This is a genomic window from Collinsella sp. CLA-SR-H006 (assembly GCF_040097075.1).
Taxonomy (GTDB): Bacteria; Actinomycetota; Coriobacteriia; order Coriobacteriales; family Coriobacteriaceae; genus Collinsella.
In genome coordinates this window covers 336,890-352,694 of sequence record NZ_JBBNPD010000001.1, presented here as the reverse complement: position 1 = coordinate 352,694, position 15,805 = coordinate 336,890, and the positions used below count along the sequence as shown (strand labels likewise).

12 protein-coding genes are annotated in these 15,805 nt (G+C 58.8%); 4 read left to right on the top strand and 8 right to left on the bottom strand.

Annotation, left to right across the window (positions count from 1 at the left end; genetic code table 11):
* Nucleotides 1-217: 217 nt before the first annotated feature.
* The gene (locus tag AAA069_RS01620; RefSeq protein ID WP_196032480.1) at nt 218-1,129 is read right to left on the bottom strand and encodes a hypothetical protein; all 912 of its coding nucleotides are present in this window, start codon (nt 1,127-1,129) and stop codon (nt 218-220) included.
* A 152-nt stretch (nt 1,130-1,281) separates the two neighbouring features.
* Entirely contained in the window at nt 1,282-2,697 is a 1,416-nt protein-coding gene (locus tag AAA069_RS01615) for an MFS transporter (RefSeq protein WP_196032477.1), read from the bottom strand.
* Nucleotides 2,698-2,901: 204 nt separating this feature from the next.
* Here AAA069_RS01615 and AAA069_RS01610 point away from each other — a divergent pair, with 204 nt between their 5' ends.
* Nucleotides 2,902-3,312: a peptide deformylase gene (locus tag AAA069_RS01610; RefSeq protein WP_035137030.1), complete on the top strand. Its 411-nt coding sequence runs from the start codon at nt 2,902-2,904 to the stop codon at nt 3,310-3,312.
* Between the two features lie 36 nt (nt 3,313-3,348).
* Nucleotides 3,349-4,272 carry a LysR family transcriptional regulator gene (locus tag AAA069_RS01605; RefSeq protein ID WP_349127390.1) on the top strand — a complete coding sequence of 308 codons (924 nt, stop codon included), beginning with the start codon at nt 3,349-3,351 and terminating at the stop codon, nt 4,270-4,272.
* Nucleotides 4,273-4,395: 123 nt separating this feature from the next.
* Here AAA069_RS01605 and AAA069_RS01600 read toward each other — a convergent pair whose 3' ends face one another.
* From AAA069_RS01600 to AAA069_RS01575, 6 genes are all read right to left on the bottom strand, one after another.
* On the bottom strand, nt 4,396-5,838 hold the full coding sequence (locus AAA069_RS01600; RefSeq protein ID WP_349127389.1) for a PTS transporter subunit EIIC: 1,443 nt from the start codon (nt 5,836-5,838) through the stop codon (nt 4,396-4,398).
* A 193-nt stretch (nt 5,839-6,031) separates the two neighbouring features.
* Nucleotides 6,032-7,150, bottom strand: coding sequence for a neutral/alkaline non-lysosomal ceramidase N-terminal domain-containing protein (locus AAA069_RS01595; RefSeq protein ID WP_196022222.1), 1,119 nt, complete (start codon nt 7,148-7,150; stop codon nt 6,032-6,034).
* A gap of 18 nt (nt 7,151-7,168) precedes the next feature.
* A complete protein-coding gene (locus tag AAA069_RS01590) occupies nt 7,169-8,416 on the bottom strand; it encodes a hypothetical protein (protein WP_196032465.1) in 1,248 nt (415 codons plus the stop codon).
* A 26-nt stretch (nt 8,417-8,442) separates the two neighbouring features.
* Nucleotides 8,443-9,477, bottom strand: a complete 1,035-nt coding sequence (locus tag AAA069_RS01585; RefSeq protein WP_161145033.1) for an amidohydrolase family protein — start codon at nt 9,475-9,477, stop codon at nt 8,443-8,445.
* Between the two features lie 226 nt (nt 9,478-9,703).
* Complete coding sequence (locus AAA069_RS01580) at nt 9,704-11,185, bottom strand: aminotransferase class I/II-fold pyridoxal phosphate-dependent enzyme (protein WP_117637011.1); 1,482 nt, start codon at nt 11,183-11,185, stop codon at nt 9,704-9,706.
* Nucleotides 11,186-11,386: 201 nt separating this feature from the next.
* Nucleotides 11,387-12,244, bottom strand: a complete 858-nt coding sequence (locus AAA069_RS01575; protein ID WP_349116633.1) for a LysR family transcriptional regulator — start codon at nt 12,242-12,244, stop codon at nt 11,387-11,389.
* A gap of 118 nt (nt 12,245-12,362) precedes the next feature.
* On the opposite strand from AAA069_RS01575, the gene AAA069_RS01570 reads away from it, so the two are divergent.
* Entirely contained in the window at nt 12,363-13,274 is a 912-nt protein-coding gene (locus AAA069_RS01570) for a DMT family transporter (protein WP_349127388.1), read from the top strand.
* Between the two features lie 138 nt (nt 13,275-13,412).
* A complete protein-coding gene (locus AAA069_RS01565) occupies nt 13,413-15,662 on the top strand; it encodes a KUP/HAK/KT family potassium transporter (RefSeq protein WP_349127387.1) in 2,250 nt (749 codons plus the stop codon).
* The last annotated feature ends 143 nt before the right edge of the window (nt 15,663-15,805 follow it).

Below are 15,805 nucleotides of genomic sequence, written 5' to 3'. Positions count from 1 at the left end.
CCCCGCCGACCGATTGCAAGCGGTCGGCGGGGCCATTGTGGCTCTTGACAGCGGATTGGGTCATATGAGCGAGCGCCCACCAGAGCGAACAAATTGGCATGAAAAGAGGACGGCATAGACCTTCTGGTCATGCCGTCCTCTTTGAATGACAAGTTGTCGCTCTGGTGGGCGCGCAGCGTCAACTAGTTACGCGGTTTGGTAAAACCGCGTAACCAAACTAGAAACGGTTGCCGCGGAAGCCGCCGCCGTTGCGGCCGCCACGATCGCCGCCGCGACCGCCGCGGTCGTTACCGCGGTTGCCGCCGAAGCCGCCACGGTTGCCGCCGCGATCGCCATAGCCACCACGGTTGCCGCCAAAGCCGCCGCGACCGCCACGGTCGCCGCCACGGTCACCAAAGCCGCCACGGCCGCCACGATCGCCACCGCGACCGCCACGGTCACCGCCACGGCCACCGCGATCGCCAAAGCCGCCGCGACCGCCACGGTCGCCGCCACGGCCACCGCGATCGTCACGGCCGCCGCGAGGACCGCGGTCCTCGTCCAGGCCCATGGCGACGAGCGGAGCGATGACCTTATCGAGAGCGGCCATCAGCTCGGTGGCCTCCTCGTAAGAAAGCTCGGGCAGGAGCTTCTCCTTCTTGTTGGCAAGCTCGACCAGGCCCTCAGCGGCATCCTCGGCAGCGAAGACAACGATCTTGCGCATATCGCCCTCGGCGTCGTCGATGCGGCCGACCAGATCGGCAGCCTCGGCCTCGGCCATCAGACCATCGAGCTCACGAAGGCGCATGCCCAGCAGGTCGGACATTTCCTTCTGCTCCATCTTGGGCTTGAGGTCAAGAAGCTTGATGGCGCGCTCGATGTTCGCCATGCGCTCGGCCTTGGCCTCCTCCTCCTTGGAAATAGCAAAGCGACGGCTACGCAGCAGGCGGGCGGCCTTCTGCATCTTGTCCATCAGCTCTTCGTCATCGTAATCAACGGCGGCCTCGACAACCTCGGCCTCCTCCTCGGCGGAAACCTCGTCAGCAGCCTCAACCTCGGCAGCTTCGGTCTCCACGGTCTCGACTGCCTCAACCTCGGCAGCCACGGTCTCGTTCTCGGTCTCGTTCATGATCTCTTCGTTCTCGGACATGAGACTCCTTCTTGGCCCTCTCGGGCATCATCGCCCCATTCGCGGGGCCCGTCGCGCACTCTTTGCGCTTTAAACATTCATGCCTCTCGGCAAAACGTCCATTAGTTTATGGTGTCGCCATCCAATCTAGCTGCAGAATCTATGTGCACACATTAATGCGACATGTGTGACTCGCGACGAGCGTACACCAGCGACGCCACGAACCCGACCACGGCAATTACAGCCGCCACACGCACGGCAGCTGCAAATCCAATCGCCTGGGCAACGTCCGTCGCAGCGCCAGCGGTGCCGGCGGTCGCCGCAGAACTCGAGAGCAGACCGATAAACAGCGACGGGCCAAACGACGCGGCAATCATATTCCACGTGTTAAGCAATGCCGTTCCGTGAGGATGTTCAGCGGCAGGCAGCGTCTCCAAGCCGGCCGTTTGCGAGGGGCTCAGCACCAAACCGACTCCGGCATACACCACAACGGTCAGCGCCACGACGACGCCGATGTTCATGCTTGCCGCCGTCATCGAGATTGCAGTCTGCCCCACGGCAATCAGGGCAAAGCCGACCGGCAACAGCGGCCATGCGCCACGGGCGTCCATCACGCGTCCGCCCACAATCGAGGTCACGGCGTTGCAGGCAATCGCCGGCAAAATGAGCAGGCCCGCAACAAGTGCGGTCATGCCGTAGGCACCTTCAAAATAGAGCGGCAACAAAACACTCATCGAGAACGTCGTCATCATCGACACCACCACAAGCAGGCACGCAGGCCAAAAGCGAACGCTCGCCATGGGACGCACGTTAAGCACCGGATGCTCAAGTTTGAGCTGGCGGGCCGCAAACAGGCCGAGCAGCACAAGGGCGGCGAAGAGCGTCACGATGCCGGCAATCAGATTGGTCGAGAACTCGCCTACGGAATACACAAATGCCGTAATGCCGGCAGCGAGCAAAACAACCGACAGAATATCAAGCGTGGCGTTCGAGCGCTCTCCGACATTCTGAACAAGCTTTACGCCCGCCGCAGCGACCACAATGCCGCCCACCAGCGGCACTACGAACACCGCCCTCCAGCCAAACAACGTGCACATAAGACCGCTGATCACAGGTCCAAACGCCGGCCCCAGCGTAATGCAGGCACCGCCCAGGCTCAGATACAGACCGAGCTTCTCGCGCGGGGCGCAAGACAACACCACGTTCATCATGAGCGGGAACAAGATGCCCGATCCCGCAGCCTGCAAAATACGGCTTGGCAGCAAAACGCTAAACGACGGAGCGACCAGGCACAGGATTTCGCCGGCGACCATGCATCCGCATGCGAAAAACAGCAGTTTACGCGTCGAGAAACGGCCGGACAGGAAGGCCATGATGGCCGTAAAGATCGACGTCACGATCATGTAGCCCGAGACGAGCCACTGTGCCGTGGTGGCACTCACCGAAAAGGCTGCCATAATGTCGTGCAACGCCACGTTAATGATGTTCTCGTTAAACGCGGCAACAAAGGCTGCAATATACATTACGACGAGAATCGCCGCAGTGGCCGATGGCGTTACTTGAACTTGTTGCTGAGATTTGCTCCCCATGCATTTCCTTCCTCTTGGAACGACAGTCGCATCGCCCCAGAGGAACAGTCCAGGGCGAAAATGAGCCCTAGACTTACGCCAGACGCCGTACACGACGAATCTGGCAACATGGTCCAACGTCGAAAGATTGTAACGCGGACGCACAGCTTTCCTTCCGCGCTATTATTAAAAGTCCACGAAAGCATAAGACATGAGGAGCCCGCCATGATTAAACCCATCATGAAATCCGAGTTCTTTTTGCGTCTGCCTTCCGAAGACGCGGGACCCGACGATGCCGCAACCGGGCAGGATCTCCTGGATACACTCCACGAGCATGAGCGCGAGTGCGTGGGCCTCGCCGCCAACATGATCGGCGTGCGCAAACGCATCATCTGCGTAAAGGACGGCAACAGGACACTCCTGATGTACAACCCTCAAATTCTTGAGCAGGTCAATGCCTATCAGACGAGCGAAGGATGCCTCTCGCTGATCGGCGAGCGTCCCTGTACCCGCTATCGTCGCATTAAGGTGGAGTATTTGGACGAGAACTTCGTTCACCGCATCAAAAACTTCTCGGGCTACACCGCCGAAATCATCCAGCACGAAATCGACCACTGCAACGGCGTCGTGGTTTAGGCCACCCGCCAAAATGAGGGTACCGGAGGCCTCCCTATGGATATCAGCCGCTTTGGCGAATTCGCCATCTTAGCGCAGTCACGCACGTTTCTTGATGCGGCGGAACTGCTTTTCATGTCGCAATCAACCCTCTCCAAGCACATCATGGCAATGGAGCACGAACTCGGCTGCAAGCTCATCGATCGAAGCCAGCGCCACGTAACACTCACCACGCAAGGTGAAGCGCTCCTCCCCTATGCGCAAAAAATTGCGACGCTTCAGCATCGCTATCTTGCCGCCATTCAAATAGGTGCAGGTGAGCCGCTCGAGCACCTCACCGTAGGTTCTATCCCCATTATGGCCCCTTATGGGATTACGGACGCCGTCATCGATTTTCAGCAGGCGAACCCCTCATATTCTGTCGAGCTCATCGAGGGCGAGGGCGACACACTCAAGCGCATGCTCCTACACGAGGACATTGACCTGGCCTTCATCCGTGACAGCGGCGCCATCGAGCCGGAGTTCAAAAAGATTCCCTTTACGACCGACCGGCTCGTGGCCGTCCTTCCGCTCGACCATCCACTCGCCGAACGTGACACCGTCGAGATAGACGACCTTATCGACGAGAATTTCCTCATGCTTCCCCAAGGCTCGTTCGTAAGCGAGCTCGTCCTTTCCATTTGCCGCGAAGCTGGATTTGGCCCACGTGTTACGTTCACCGGCAAACGAGCCGAGAACATCATCTCTCTTGTCGCACGCGGCGCCGGTGTCTCATTCCTCATGCGCAAGCCGGCGGAATCGCTTGCCAGCGGAAAGGTAGCCCTGGTGCCGCTTGAGCCCGCGGCGACCTCCGAGGTCAGGCTCTACCTCAAGCGGAACGCCGCGCACTCGCAGGCGGTCGTCTCGTTCATCGGCTTCCTCCCCTACCGTCAGCTCCTGCAGGGCGACCGTACGTCTTCCACCGTGGCACGCCCGTCATAATCCCCGCTGCTCCACAACCGCAGACCTGTGTCCGCAAACACGATGACAGCGGCACAAAACACAAATATGCCTCGGGCGGCACGTCGCCGTCCGAGGCATATTTAATCAAAGTGCGCAGAAAGACTAGTCCACCGAGATGTTGAGTGCCTTACCGCCCTCGTCCTTCTTGGTACCGATCACCATAGCGGCGACAAGAGCCAGAACGAAAGCGACCACACCGGAGATGACAAGGCCGATAAAGCCCGTGTCGATGCCGGCAGGGTTAATAAAGCTCGGGAAACCGAGCGGGCCGGAGGCACCGAAGGCATAGAGCTTGGCACCCATGAGGCCGGCAATGGCGCCGCCTACACCAGCGGAAATAAAGGTTGCCCACATAAGGCGCTTACGCGGCAGCAAGATGGCGTAAAGCGCAGGCTCGTTGACACCGAAAATCGAAGAGACAAGGGCGGGAATGTTGACGGCAGCATTTTCCTCGGAGTCCTTGGTTCGGATGATCATGCCAAGCACAGCGCCGGCGATGGCACAACCGCCTGCATACACGAGCGGGTTAATGAGGTCATAGCCGTAGGTTGCGACATCGAGGAACCACAGCGGGATGATACCCCAGTGCAGGCCGAACATGACGAGCAGGCTCCAGAACGTGCCGATGACAAAGCCGGCGATGGCGGGTTGGAAGTTGATGAGCATCAGAATGATCTGGGCAACGATGTTGGAGAGGACCGTCATGACCGGACCGACCACAAGCAGGCCAAGGATGCCGCAAATGAGGAGCGTTAGGATGTTGGAGAAGAACGAGCTCACAAGCGCGGGCAGCGCGTTAGAAAGGGCCTTGTGCACCTTGGAGGCAATCCAGACGATAAAGATCGCAGGCAGAATCGTCGATGAGTAATTCTGCATGATCAGCGGGATGCCAAAAATATCACCGTAGGCATTGGACTCGAAGACCGTGCCGGCGCCGAGCGTGTAGAGCGGATCTCCGCCCATAAGGGCAACGAGCGTCGGGTAGACGAGGATACCGCCGAGCGCCATTCCCATAACGGGCTTAAGTCCGAACTTCTTGGCCGACGTCCAGCCAATGATTAGCGGAAAGTAATAGAAGACCGAATCTCCGATTGCCGAGAGCGTCACATACGTATTGCTGTCCTTGGCAAGCCAACCGGCAACCGTGCAGAGCGCGAGCATCGACTTGATAAAGCCACCGGCCATAAGCACGCCAAGAACCGGTTGCAGAATCTCGGAGATGATGGCCAGCAGACGCGAGAATGGATCGCCCTTTTTGACGTCGTCGCCTTCATCGATATCGAGTGCGGGTTTGGAGTCGAACCCGCCAATCTGAACAAGGTCGTTGTAGACGGCCTCGACAGTGGCACCAATCACGACCTGATACTGTCCGCCGGCCTGGATGACGTCAACGACGCCCTTCGTCGCCTTAAGCTCATTGGTCTGGGCGAGCGATTCATCCTTGAGGTGGAAGCGGAGACGCGTAATGCAGTGGCTCACGTCTAACACATTGTCTCGACCACCGACCTTTGTGATGATTTCATCGCAAAGCTTCTGGTATTTCATGGAATTCTCCTTTTTCTGAGCGGGGTATAGCATCGATTTCATGCCTCCGTAGTCGACGTGGGAGGGCAAGGAACCCGCTTCCCCCTTTGAAATCCGCGGACGCACGTACGCCCGGGATGCGAAACGGCAGAGAAGATGGAAGATGCCGATCACATGGCGGCGAGCCTCATTGGCCCATGTCACGCAATCAGGTCTACAAACGCGAATCTGCTGCGCCGAGAAGTCTCGTCGTCTGGCAGAACTTGTCACACAGACGTTCCGGTTCGCCCTGGGGAATCTGAGTACGCTCGGTCTCAAAGGAGAGGCCGTACTCGCGTGCCGGAAGGAAATACTCGAAATAGCCGTTGGTGTAACCACAAACTATTCCCTCGACCGGGCATTCGCGCTTCATGCGAATACCCAAGTCGCTGCCGAGCTCACTCGGGAACACAAAGAGATGCAGGCCGCCCAAACTGATGACGGCACACTTAAGCGTGAGCGAAAAGTCGTCATGGGCAACGGTGTGATAGAACGTCTGAGGCTCGATGCGGTCGAGAACGACCTCGCGATCGAGCTTGATCTGGGAAATCGCCTCGGCAAGACCGGTCGAAACGCGCTCGACCTCGGGAATGCCGCGTCCCTGGCGAAAATTGCGGTCGCTACAGTCGCCAGCAGCACCGACGACCATGGCCGGATAGTAACCAAGACTCTGAGCGAGCTTTTTGCCGGTAAGACCGGCGAGTTCGCTCGTGAGCTCCGTGCAGTCGGGTCCGACGCAAGCGGAATGCACCGCCCAGTTCACAAAGCCCGCAAATGGCTTGCCTTCGGTATCGAAGAACGATACGACAATGACCTCATTGTCGGCGAGTTCACCTGGGATGATGCGGTTGTCGTAGAAACCGGTGATGACCTGCTTGCCCAAGCGACAAATCGCGGGCTGTGCGTTGGCGCGGCACTCCTCAAAGCATTGGCAAATGGTATCGAGGAACCAGCGGTAGTAGTTCTCGTCGAATTTTCCCGTCCACCAGCTGCGGTGGTAAGCGACGATTGAAGTATGGTCGTGCGTCGCCGAGAGCAAAACGCAGTCACGGTCGATTCCATAGCGCTCGGCGAGCATTGTCTTGACTTCCTCGGCCATGCTTTCCTCGAACTCGAGGACATCGGCATTAAAAAGAAACACTTCACGTTCGCCTTGCTGGAAGAGGATGGCGTTGGCGAAGACGTCATCATGGACGCCCGTCGCAGGTTCAAGACGGTTGGGAAGATTGCGGTAGCCAATCAGGTAGATGTCGCCCTGTGGGGTAATTTTGCGGCGCGCGTGTCCAATGTTCATGCACGTTCTCCTTCTGTGTCACGCCGCATTCAAGGCGGCAATGATGATTTCGACGAGGCGCTCATGGGATCCGGCGGCAAAACCGGAGTTCATAGCCTCATAGGTGATTTTTTCGTACGCGTCGGGAGCCGGTAGGTACTTCTGTCCGCCGTTGACGAGCGTGGCAAAGAACACAGAGCCGGACCGGGCGGCGCGCACAGTGGCGCCGAATGCACTCGAGACCTCGGGTTGTACGCCGACAAGCTCGACGTTTCCCAGCCGGAGCAGATAGACCCTCGTGCGCTGCTCGCCAGCGGCATGAAACTCATACGTTCGGTGCGGAGCCAAAGAGTGAAAATCGGCGCGTGTCTGAGCGGGCAGGAGAACGTCGACCGTGCGGGCATCAATGCCGGTAGCGTCATCCTCACGCGCCATGCGAGCGGCTTCGATCAAAGCATTGCCCAAGGCCTGCCCCTGCTGGTGCAGCATGCGGTATCCGTCCTCATGGGCATCGACCGTCTGCTTAACGCCGGCCGCATCGAACATGACGTTCATGGCGCGCTCCGCCGGACCTTGGTCGCCCGCGGCGCCTGGCAGCAACAGGGCAACGCCGCCCAGCTCGCGCTCGAGTGACATGGCGGCAAAACCAAAGAGGTCTCCGCTCGCCATGCGCCTCCCCTCGGAGTCGCGCGACCCGTCGAGCACGGAGGACTGAACGTCCGCCGTCGCGAGCACGGCAACATACTCGCCCCCGGCATCCCTTATGGCGAGTACGGGCATCGTGTGGTCGGCAAACCCCCTGGGATTCGAGCCCAACCACCAGCCGGCAGGCGTCTCAATGTCGCGATTAACGTTCACGGGGCATTCGCCCTCCACAGTGGCGAGCGTGGCAGAGTGAATGCCCGCAACAGCGCGCTCGACAGCCGTGCGGGCGGCAGCGACGAGCGCTGCGCGATAGCGCTCGTTGCAATTGCGGGTAGCATCGTCGGCAAGATGCCCGGAAGTGCGGACGTGAGGCATGGAAAACGTGTGGGTAGGAACCACCCAAGAATAAGCACCGCTGCAATTGGCGGCATCCTCAACAACCTCACGCAGATCGGCGAGTAGAGCCGGAGCGATCGAGGTGACCTCAAGCGAAAGGACGCAGGCGCGTCGCCCCGTCCCCTCGATGATAAGGGCACGGGCGAAGACCTCATGACGGAGTTCGTCGAAACCGTCGAACGGCAACACGTTCCCAAGATCGATGGCCACACGAGCGGCCCCAGCCCTCATCTCTCCTTCGCCCATGGCAGATACTCCCCTCTGATTGCCGCTCACTCGACACCGTACAGTTGCTGCGCCGTACCGCCAAGCACAAGGTCGCTGTCTGTATCGCTCAGATTTGCAGCGCGAACGCAGGCGACACCCTCGGTGAGCCACTCGCGTTTGACGGGATAGCTCGTGCCAAAAACAATATGGTCTGCGCCCAGCACGTCAACCGCGCAGGCGAGGAGTGTCTTGCCCCAAGGCTGGGCATGGGACATGTCGAAATAGATGTTGTTCTCGAGGTGCCTGGAAACGGTCTCGGTATCGACCTGAAAACGGCCAGAAGCATCAGGGCGCTTGGGACCATGAGGCAGCAGCATCTCCTTGAACGCAAAGTATGCGCCGCCGAGCATGGAGTGGACCATCTTGATATTGGGATAGCGCTCAAAGAAATCACCAAAGATCTCTCGGCCGATCGCCGTAGTTTGGTCGACGCAGCGGCCATAAGAGCGGCGAAGGTTGTCGTACGCGAGAAGCGACTCGTTCTCGACCGGCACGGGAACATGGTGCACGTAAACGGTGACATGGCGTTCGTTCAGGTGCTCGAAAAAGCTCGAGAAGACCTGGTCGTCGAGATAGCGCTTGCCGTAGTGAGCGCAGAGCTGCACGCCCGCAAAACCATCGTCGAGCCTGCGGTCGAGCTCCTCCAAATTCGCTTTGGTGCCAAAGGGCGGCACGGCGACAAGCGGAATCAGACGGCCATTTGACGCCTTCGCGTCAGCAGCCATACCGTCGTTGAAACGCCGGCACATCTCGAGCGACATCCACTCGTGGCAGCCGGGGAGCTTGAGGATCGCCTTGTCGACCCCCGCCTCATCCATATCGGCCAAGCGCTTCTCGAGGGTGTAGTCGCCCTCAATGTAGTTAAGACCCGGAGAACCGGCGGGCATCTCGATCACGATCTGTCGTTTGCCGGCGGAATTCATGGTCAGATAGCCTTCGGTGTCATAGGCGCGGGGTACCTCGGCCAAAAACTGTTCGCAGAGCGTCTCGTCATGAAAGATGTGCTCGTCGAACCAGTAGGAATTTGCATCGATAATCATTGGTTGGAACCGCCTTTCATCTTGTTGAAAACATTCTAGAAAAGCAGGTACCCGGACATCAATTCCAGCTTAAGCCCACTGTATTCCATTTTGGAATAGAACTTACCGCTCACACGCGAACCTCGCCCGCTCAACGAGACAAGTGCTAACAGCACGGGCTTAGACAGAAAACGGTCGGCCCGCATCCGTTGCGGGCCGACCGTTTCATTACAGGCTACCTTTGCCGTTACGCCTGGCGGTAATGATCGAAGAAGTCGGCGAGGTCTTCGAGCGACTCTTTGAGCACTTCCATGCGCGGCAGGTACACGATGCGGAAGTGGTCGGGCTCGGCCCAGTTAAAGCCGCCGCCGCGCGTGATCAGGATTTTCTTCTCGTGCAGCAGGTCGAGGGCGAACTGCTCGTCATCGGTGATGTTGAACTTCTTCACATCCATCTTGGGGAAGATGTAGAACGCCGCGCGCGGCTTAACCACCGAGATGCCGTCAATCTTGTTGAGCGCCTCATACACAAAGTTGCGCTGCTCGTAGACACGGCCGCCGGGACGGATGTAGTCGTTAACGGACTGATGACCACCGAGTGCCGTCTGAACGATCGACTGAGCCGGCACGTTGGAGCACAGGCGCATGTTGGAGAGCATGTTGATACCCATGATGAAGTCGCTCATGCAGCGCTGGTTGCCCGAAAGCACCATCCAGCCAATACGATAGCCCGCAATCATGTGCGACTTGGAAAGGCCACTAAAGGTGACGCAGGGCAGGTCGGGGGCGAGCGAGGCAATCGAGACGTGCTCGTAGCCGTCCATGCACAGGCGGTCGTAGATCTCATCGGCAAAGATCATCAGCTGATGCCTGCGTGCAACCTCGACGATGCCCTCGAGCACCTCGCGCGGATAGACGGAACCCGTGGGGTTGTTGGGGTTGATGATGACGAGGGCCTTGGTCGCGCTCGTGATCTTGGACTCCATATCCTCCAGGTCGGGATACCAATCCGCCTGCTCATCGCACAGATAGTGTACGGGATGACCGCCGGCAAGGGTTGCGCACGCCGTCCAGAGCGGATAGTCGGGGCTGGGGATCAGAATCTCGTCGCCATTGTCGAGCAGCGCGTTCATCGAAAGCTGAATGAGCTCGGACACGCCGTTGCCCGTGTAGATATGCTCCATCTGAACGTTGGGCAGGCCCTTGATCTGCGAATACTGCATAATCGCCTTGCGCGCGGAGAACAGGCCACGCGAGTTGGAATAGCCTTCGCAGTCGGGCAGCTGCTGGCGCATGTCCTTGATGACCTCATCGGGCGTGCGGAAACCGAAGGGCGCCGGGTTACCGATATTGAGCTTGAGGATGCGCTCGCCCTCGTCCTCCATACGGGCGGCCTCGTCGACGACGGGACCGCGCACGTCATACAGGACGTTATCGAGCTTGGTGGACTTAGAAAAAGTACGCATGGTGGTGCTCCTTGCAATTTGAGCTGAGGGATGGGGTTCGGGCTTGGAATCGTTGCGGGGTGATGATGCCTCGCCTTGATCGGCGTCGCCGGCAAGCAGCCAGGTAACATCGACCTCCAAAATACGGGCGAGCAGCTCAGCCACATCGCGCCGCGGGATCGTCTTGCCGCTCACATATTGGCTCATCTGACTCTTGCCGAGTTTTTTGCCGAGCATCTCCGATGCGCGGATCACGTCCGACTGGCGAACGTCGCGATCGGACATAGCCTGTCGCAGGCGATCGCTAAACGTCTCTTGGGCCACTAGAACCTCCTTGCTGGCAAAGTTCAATTTATAGAACACGAATTGAACCATGGTTCAATTTAGCAAGCAGTATAACGCGGCACCTCATTCGATAGTTCAATTTCATAAGAAAATGTACCGGACTCCGAGATTTGCCCAAAGCGGACAATAACATGCACGCGTTTAGAGGTATTCAAGGAATCGAGCAGCGGCAAGCGAAACGTCAGCCGTTCGATATATGGCGTTGATCTGCCGATGAGGATGTCCCTCGAGTGGGCGCACGGCAACATCGAACTGACAGCGGCGCAAGATGAGCGCGGGAAGAATGCTCACGCCCAGGCCGTCCTCGACCATAGCCATAATCGCATAGTCATCCCAAGTCGACAGCTTGGAGCACACCGTCAGCCCCGCCCGACGGAACAGCGGCGTAATCTCATCATCGGTGCCGCGTTCTAGCAGAATAAACTGCTCGTTGGCTAAATCGGCAAGAGAGACGACCTCCGCCGTGGCAAGCAAAGAGTCTGTCGGCACTACCGCCATCAACTCGTCGCGCACCAAAGACCGCGATGTCATGCCATTTTCTCGAGGCTCATACGGGATAAAGCCCAGATCGCAGCGGCCCTCTGCCACCCATTGTTCGATCTCTGAATAGTCGCCCATCAGCAACTCATAATCGACGTCCGGGTGATCGGCGCGAAAGCGCGCAATCACCGGCGGCAGCACGTGGGTCGCCACGCTCGAAAACGTACCGATGCAGATCTTGCCACGCATGAGCCCTCGCATCTCGTCCACGCGTCGCTGCAGGCGGCCAAACTCTTCGCATAACGCCTCGACTGCCGGCATGACCTGCCGCCCGTCGGCAGAAAGCACCACGCCCTCGCGGCTGCGATCAAGCACCTTAAAACCCCAGTCTGCCTCAAGGTCGCCCACCATGCGGCTCACGCCCGACTGCGAATAGCTCAGGCGCTCTGCAGCACGCGTAAAGCTGCCGGCACGCACCGTCTCGAGCAGCACTTGCATCTTTTGGATATTGGTCTCCACGGCACGTCCCCACCCTTGCATGAGTTTTTGTCATGTTTTCCATGCATTATATTCGCTTTTCTTCTAAAGCCAGTTCACCCATAGTGAACATGTTCGGATATAGAGGGGATGTCAGCGCATGAACAACGGACTGTTTACGTACTTAGCAGCATTGCTATTGTTTGGCTCCAACGGCATCATCGCCGCCGCCATCGCACTGCCGAGCTCCGATATCGTGCTACTGCGCACGTTTTTGGGCGCCCTCTCGCTTGTCACTATCCTTGCCATCACCCAACGCCATAAACTGCAGGCGCCATCTCGTCCCCGCGAAGCCGCAGCACTCCTTCTCTCGGGAGCCGCGCTGGGCGCCAGCTGGATTTTTCTGTTCCGCGCCTACCAGACGATCGGCGTCGGCGTATCCTCGCTGCTGTACTACTGTGGCCCCATCATTGTCATGGCGCTCTCCCCACTCATCTTTGGTGAAAAACTGACCGGCAGCAAAATCGCCGGGTTTATCGCCGTCGCCTGCGGTGCTTTTCTCATTGCAGCACAAGGTCTAGGCGGCAATATGCCCATTGCGGGTATCGTCTGCGGTATCGCCTCGGCATTTTGCTATGCGCTGATGGTCATCGCTAGCAAGGGTGCGCCGCACATCGAAGGTCTCGAGAACTCCGCGCTCCAGGTGAGCGCCGCTTTTGTGACCGCGCTGGTCCTCACGCTCATCACGCAGGGCGCTCCCTCATTCCTGTCCGCCGGTGTCGCCGCCAGCATTGATTGGCGCGCCGTCGTCATGCTCGGCGTCGTCAACACCGGACTCGGTTGTCTGCTCTACTTTAGTGCCGTCGCCAAACTGCCCGTGCAGACCGTCGCGGTCGTCGGCTACCTCGAGCCGCTTTCGGCCGTCGTGTTCTCGGCCGTCCTTTTGGGCGAAGCCATAACACCGGTCCGCCTGATGGGTGCCGCGCTTATCATCGGCGGCGCGATTTTTTGCGAACTCGCCGGCAAACGCGCAAACGCCAAGGCTGGCATCGCCCAGTCAGCACGTGCTTAAAAGCCCTGCTTTGAAATGCTACCTGCATAGATAAATAATCCCCAGCTGAGGATTATTGTCTAAAATAACCCGATGTGCCAAACTGCTCTTGTATGTATAAAGACGGCATAAAGTTTTTTGTCCTAGACAGATAACCGGATGTCTAAGGGAGTCCTCGTGGCACACAACAAACTGGAGGCAAACCTCCAAGACCAGCGCGGGCAAGGCGGGCACGGAGCCATCCCCCTCTCCGCTGGCATGCTGCTCGTAACGCTCGGCGTCGTCTATGGCGACATCGGCACGAGCCCCATGTACACCATGAAATCAATCGTCGCCAACAACGGCGGCATCGGTACCGTCAGCGAGGACATGATCCTGGGCGCGCTTTCGCTCGTCATCTGGACCATGACGCTCGTGACCACGGTCAAGTACGTGGTAATCGCCATGAAGGCCGACAACCACAACGAAGGCGGCATCTTCGCCCTGTTCAGTCTCGTGCGCAAGGTGGCGCCATGGCTGATTCTCCCCGCCATGATCGGCGGCGCGGCGCTGCTCGCTGACGGCATCCTCACCCCCGCCGTCACGGTTACCACGGCCATCGAGGGCTTGCGCACTATCGAGTGGGGCCATGCGCTTTTGGGTGACGGCCAGACCAACGTAATCATCATCACCATCATCATTATCTGCGGCCTGTTTGCCATGCAGCGCGCCGGCACCTCGTCAATCGGCAAGCTGTTCGGCCCGCTTATGACGCTGTGGTTCCTGTTCTTGGCTGGCGCCGGCCTGTTCAACATGCTCGGCAACCTGTCCATCCTGCGCGCGCTCAACCCCATCCGCGGCATCATGTTCCTGTTCTCGCCCATCAACCACTCGGGCATCATGGTGCTCGGCTTTGTCTTCCTGTCGACGACCGGCGCCGAGGCCCTCTACTCGGACATGGGCCACGTTGGCAAGGCCAACATCCATGCATCCTGGCCGTTTGTTAAGGCGGCCCTTATCCTCAACTATCTGGGTCAGGGAGCTTGGCTGCTCGCCAATAACTCCAACCCCCAGATGCTCGCGATGGATATCGTCAACCCGTTTTATATGATGCTTCCCGAGCCCCTGCGCCCCTTTGCCATCGTGCTTTCGGCCGTAGCGGCCATCATCGCCTCGCAGGCGCTCATCACCGGCTCGTTCTCGCTGGTATCCGAGGCCACGCGTCTCAACCTTATGCCGCATCTGCGCATCCACTACCCCAGCGACACCAAGGGCCAGCTCTATATTCCGCTCGTCAACAACATCATGTGGGTCGGCTGCATCTTCATCGTGCTGCTGTTCCAAAACTCCGAGCGCATGGAGAGCGCCTACGGCCTCGCCATTACCGTGACCATGCTCATGACCACGACGCTTTTGACGAGCTATATCGCCGGCATCCTCAAGCACAGGCTGGGTGCCTGCGTCTTCGCCCTGCTCTTCGGTGCCATTGAGCTGTGCTTCTTTGCCTCGTGCCTCACCATGTTCTTTGACGGCGGCTATGTGATGATCTTCCTGGCCGCACTGCTGTTTGGCCTTATGTACGTGTGGCGTCGTGGCACCGCCATCGAGCGCACGCAAACGATCCTGCTGCCCGTCTCCAAATACATCGATCAGCTCAACCGCCTGCGCAACGACGAGACCTACCCCGTGCTCGCCGACAATCTGGTGTTCCTCACCAACAGCCCCGATCCGCTCACGCTCGACCGCGACGTGCTCTATTCCATCCTGGACAAGCACCCCAAGCGCGCCAAGGCATACTGGTTCATTAACGTGCACGTTACCGACGAACCCTATACGCACGAGTATTCCGTCGAGACCTTTGGCACAGACTTCCTCTTCCGCGTTCGCCTGGACCTGGGCTTTAAGGTCAACCAGCGCGTCAACGCCTATCTGCGTCAGATCGTCGGCGACTTGATGGCATCGGGCGAGCTGCCGCCGCAACATCACACCTACTCCATCTACGAGACACGCGGCAACGTGGGTGACTTCCGCTTTTGCATGCTGCGCAAGATGCTTGCCCCCGAAACGGACATCAACCGCAATGACCACCGCGTGATGGCTATCAAGTACGCCGTCCGCCGCGCCTGCGGAAGCCCGGCACGCTGGTATGGTCTTGAGAACTCGGCCATCATCATCGAGTACGTGCCGCTGTTTGCCCGCATGCGCCCGGCCGTTAAGCTCGTGCGCACCCAGGTGCCGCTCGAGGTTCAGATCGAAGAGGCCGAGGAAATGGAAGTCGACATCTTCTCGGACGACTTGGTCAACGGCAACGAGGCCGGTAGGGACATGAACGTCGATCCCACCGAGCTGCTCGAGAGCGTCGCCGATACGCCCGAACAGCAACAGCTCGACGGCCTCGAGAACGAACAACTCAACGACGCCAACTTCTAGCGACGCCATAAATCAACGACAGCGGCCCTGCGCCTCACGATCTGCCAGGGCCGCTTTTGTCTACGTTTTTGGCCAGGTAAAACACCTTTGAGGCTTTACCTGGGCGTAATCGTAGACTGCTATTCGGCATTTCCGGGGCTAGA

Bases quoted from the DNA above. Each gene is read 5' to 3' on its own strand.
- AAA069_RS01620 (WP_196032480.1), bottom strand. From the start codon at position 1,129: ATGTCCGAGAACGAAGAGATCATGAACGAGACCGAGAACGAGACCGTG.
- AAA069_RS01615 (WP_196032477.1), bottom strand. From the start codon at position 2,697: ATGGGGAGCAAATCTCAGCAACAAGTTCAAGTAACGCCATCGGCCACT.
- AAA069_RS01610 (WP_035137030.1), top strand. From the start codon at position 2,902: ATGATTAAACCCATCATGAAATCCGAGTTCTTTTTGCGTCTGCCTTCC.
- AAA069_RS01605 (WP_349127390.1), top strand. From the start codon at position 3,349: ATGGATATCAGCCGCTTTGGCGAATTCGCCATCTTAGCGCAGTCACGC.
- AAA069_RS01600 (WP_349127389.1), bottom strand. From the start codon at position 5,838: ATGAAATACCAGAAGCTTTGCGATGAAATCATCACAAAGGTCGGTGGT.
- AAA069_RS01595 (WP_196022222.1), bottom strand. From the start codon at position 7,150: ATGAACATTGGACACGCGCGCCGCAAAATTACCCCACAGGGCGACATC.
- AAA069_RS01590 (WP_196032465.1), bottom strand. From the start codon at position 8,416: ATGGGCGAAGGAGAGATGAGGGCTGGGGCCGCTCGTGTGGCCATCGAT.
- AAA069_RS01585 (WP_161145033.1), bottom strand. From the start codon at position 9,477: ATGATTATCGATGCAAATTCCTACTGGTTCGACGAGCACATCTTTCAT.
- AAA069_RS01580 (WP_117637011.1), bottom strand. From the start codon at position 11,185: ATGTCCGATCGCGACGTTCGCCAGTCGGACGTGATCCGCGCATCGGAG.
- AAA069_RS01570 (WP_349127388.1), top strand. From the start codon at position 12,363: ATGAACAACGGACTGTTTACGTACTTAGCAGCATTGCTATTGTTTGGC.
- AAA069_RS01565 (WP_349127387.1), top strand. From the start codon at position 13,413: ATGTCTAAGGGAGTCCTCGTGGCACACAACAAACTGGAGGCAAACCTC.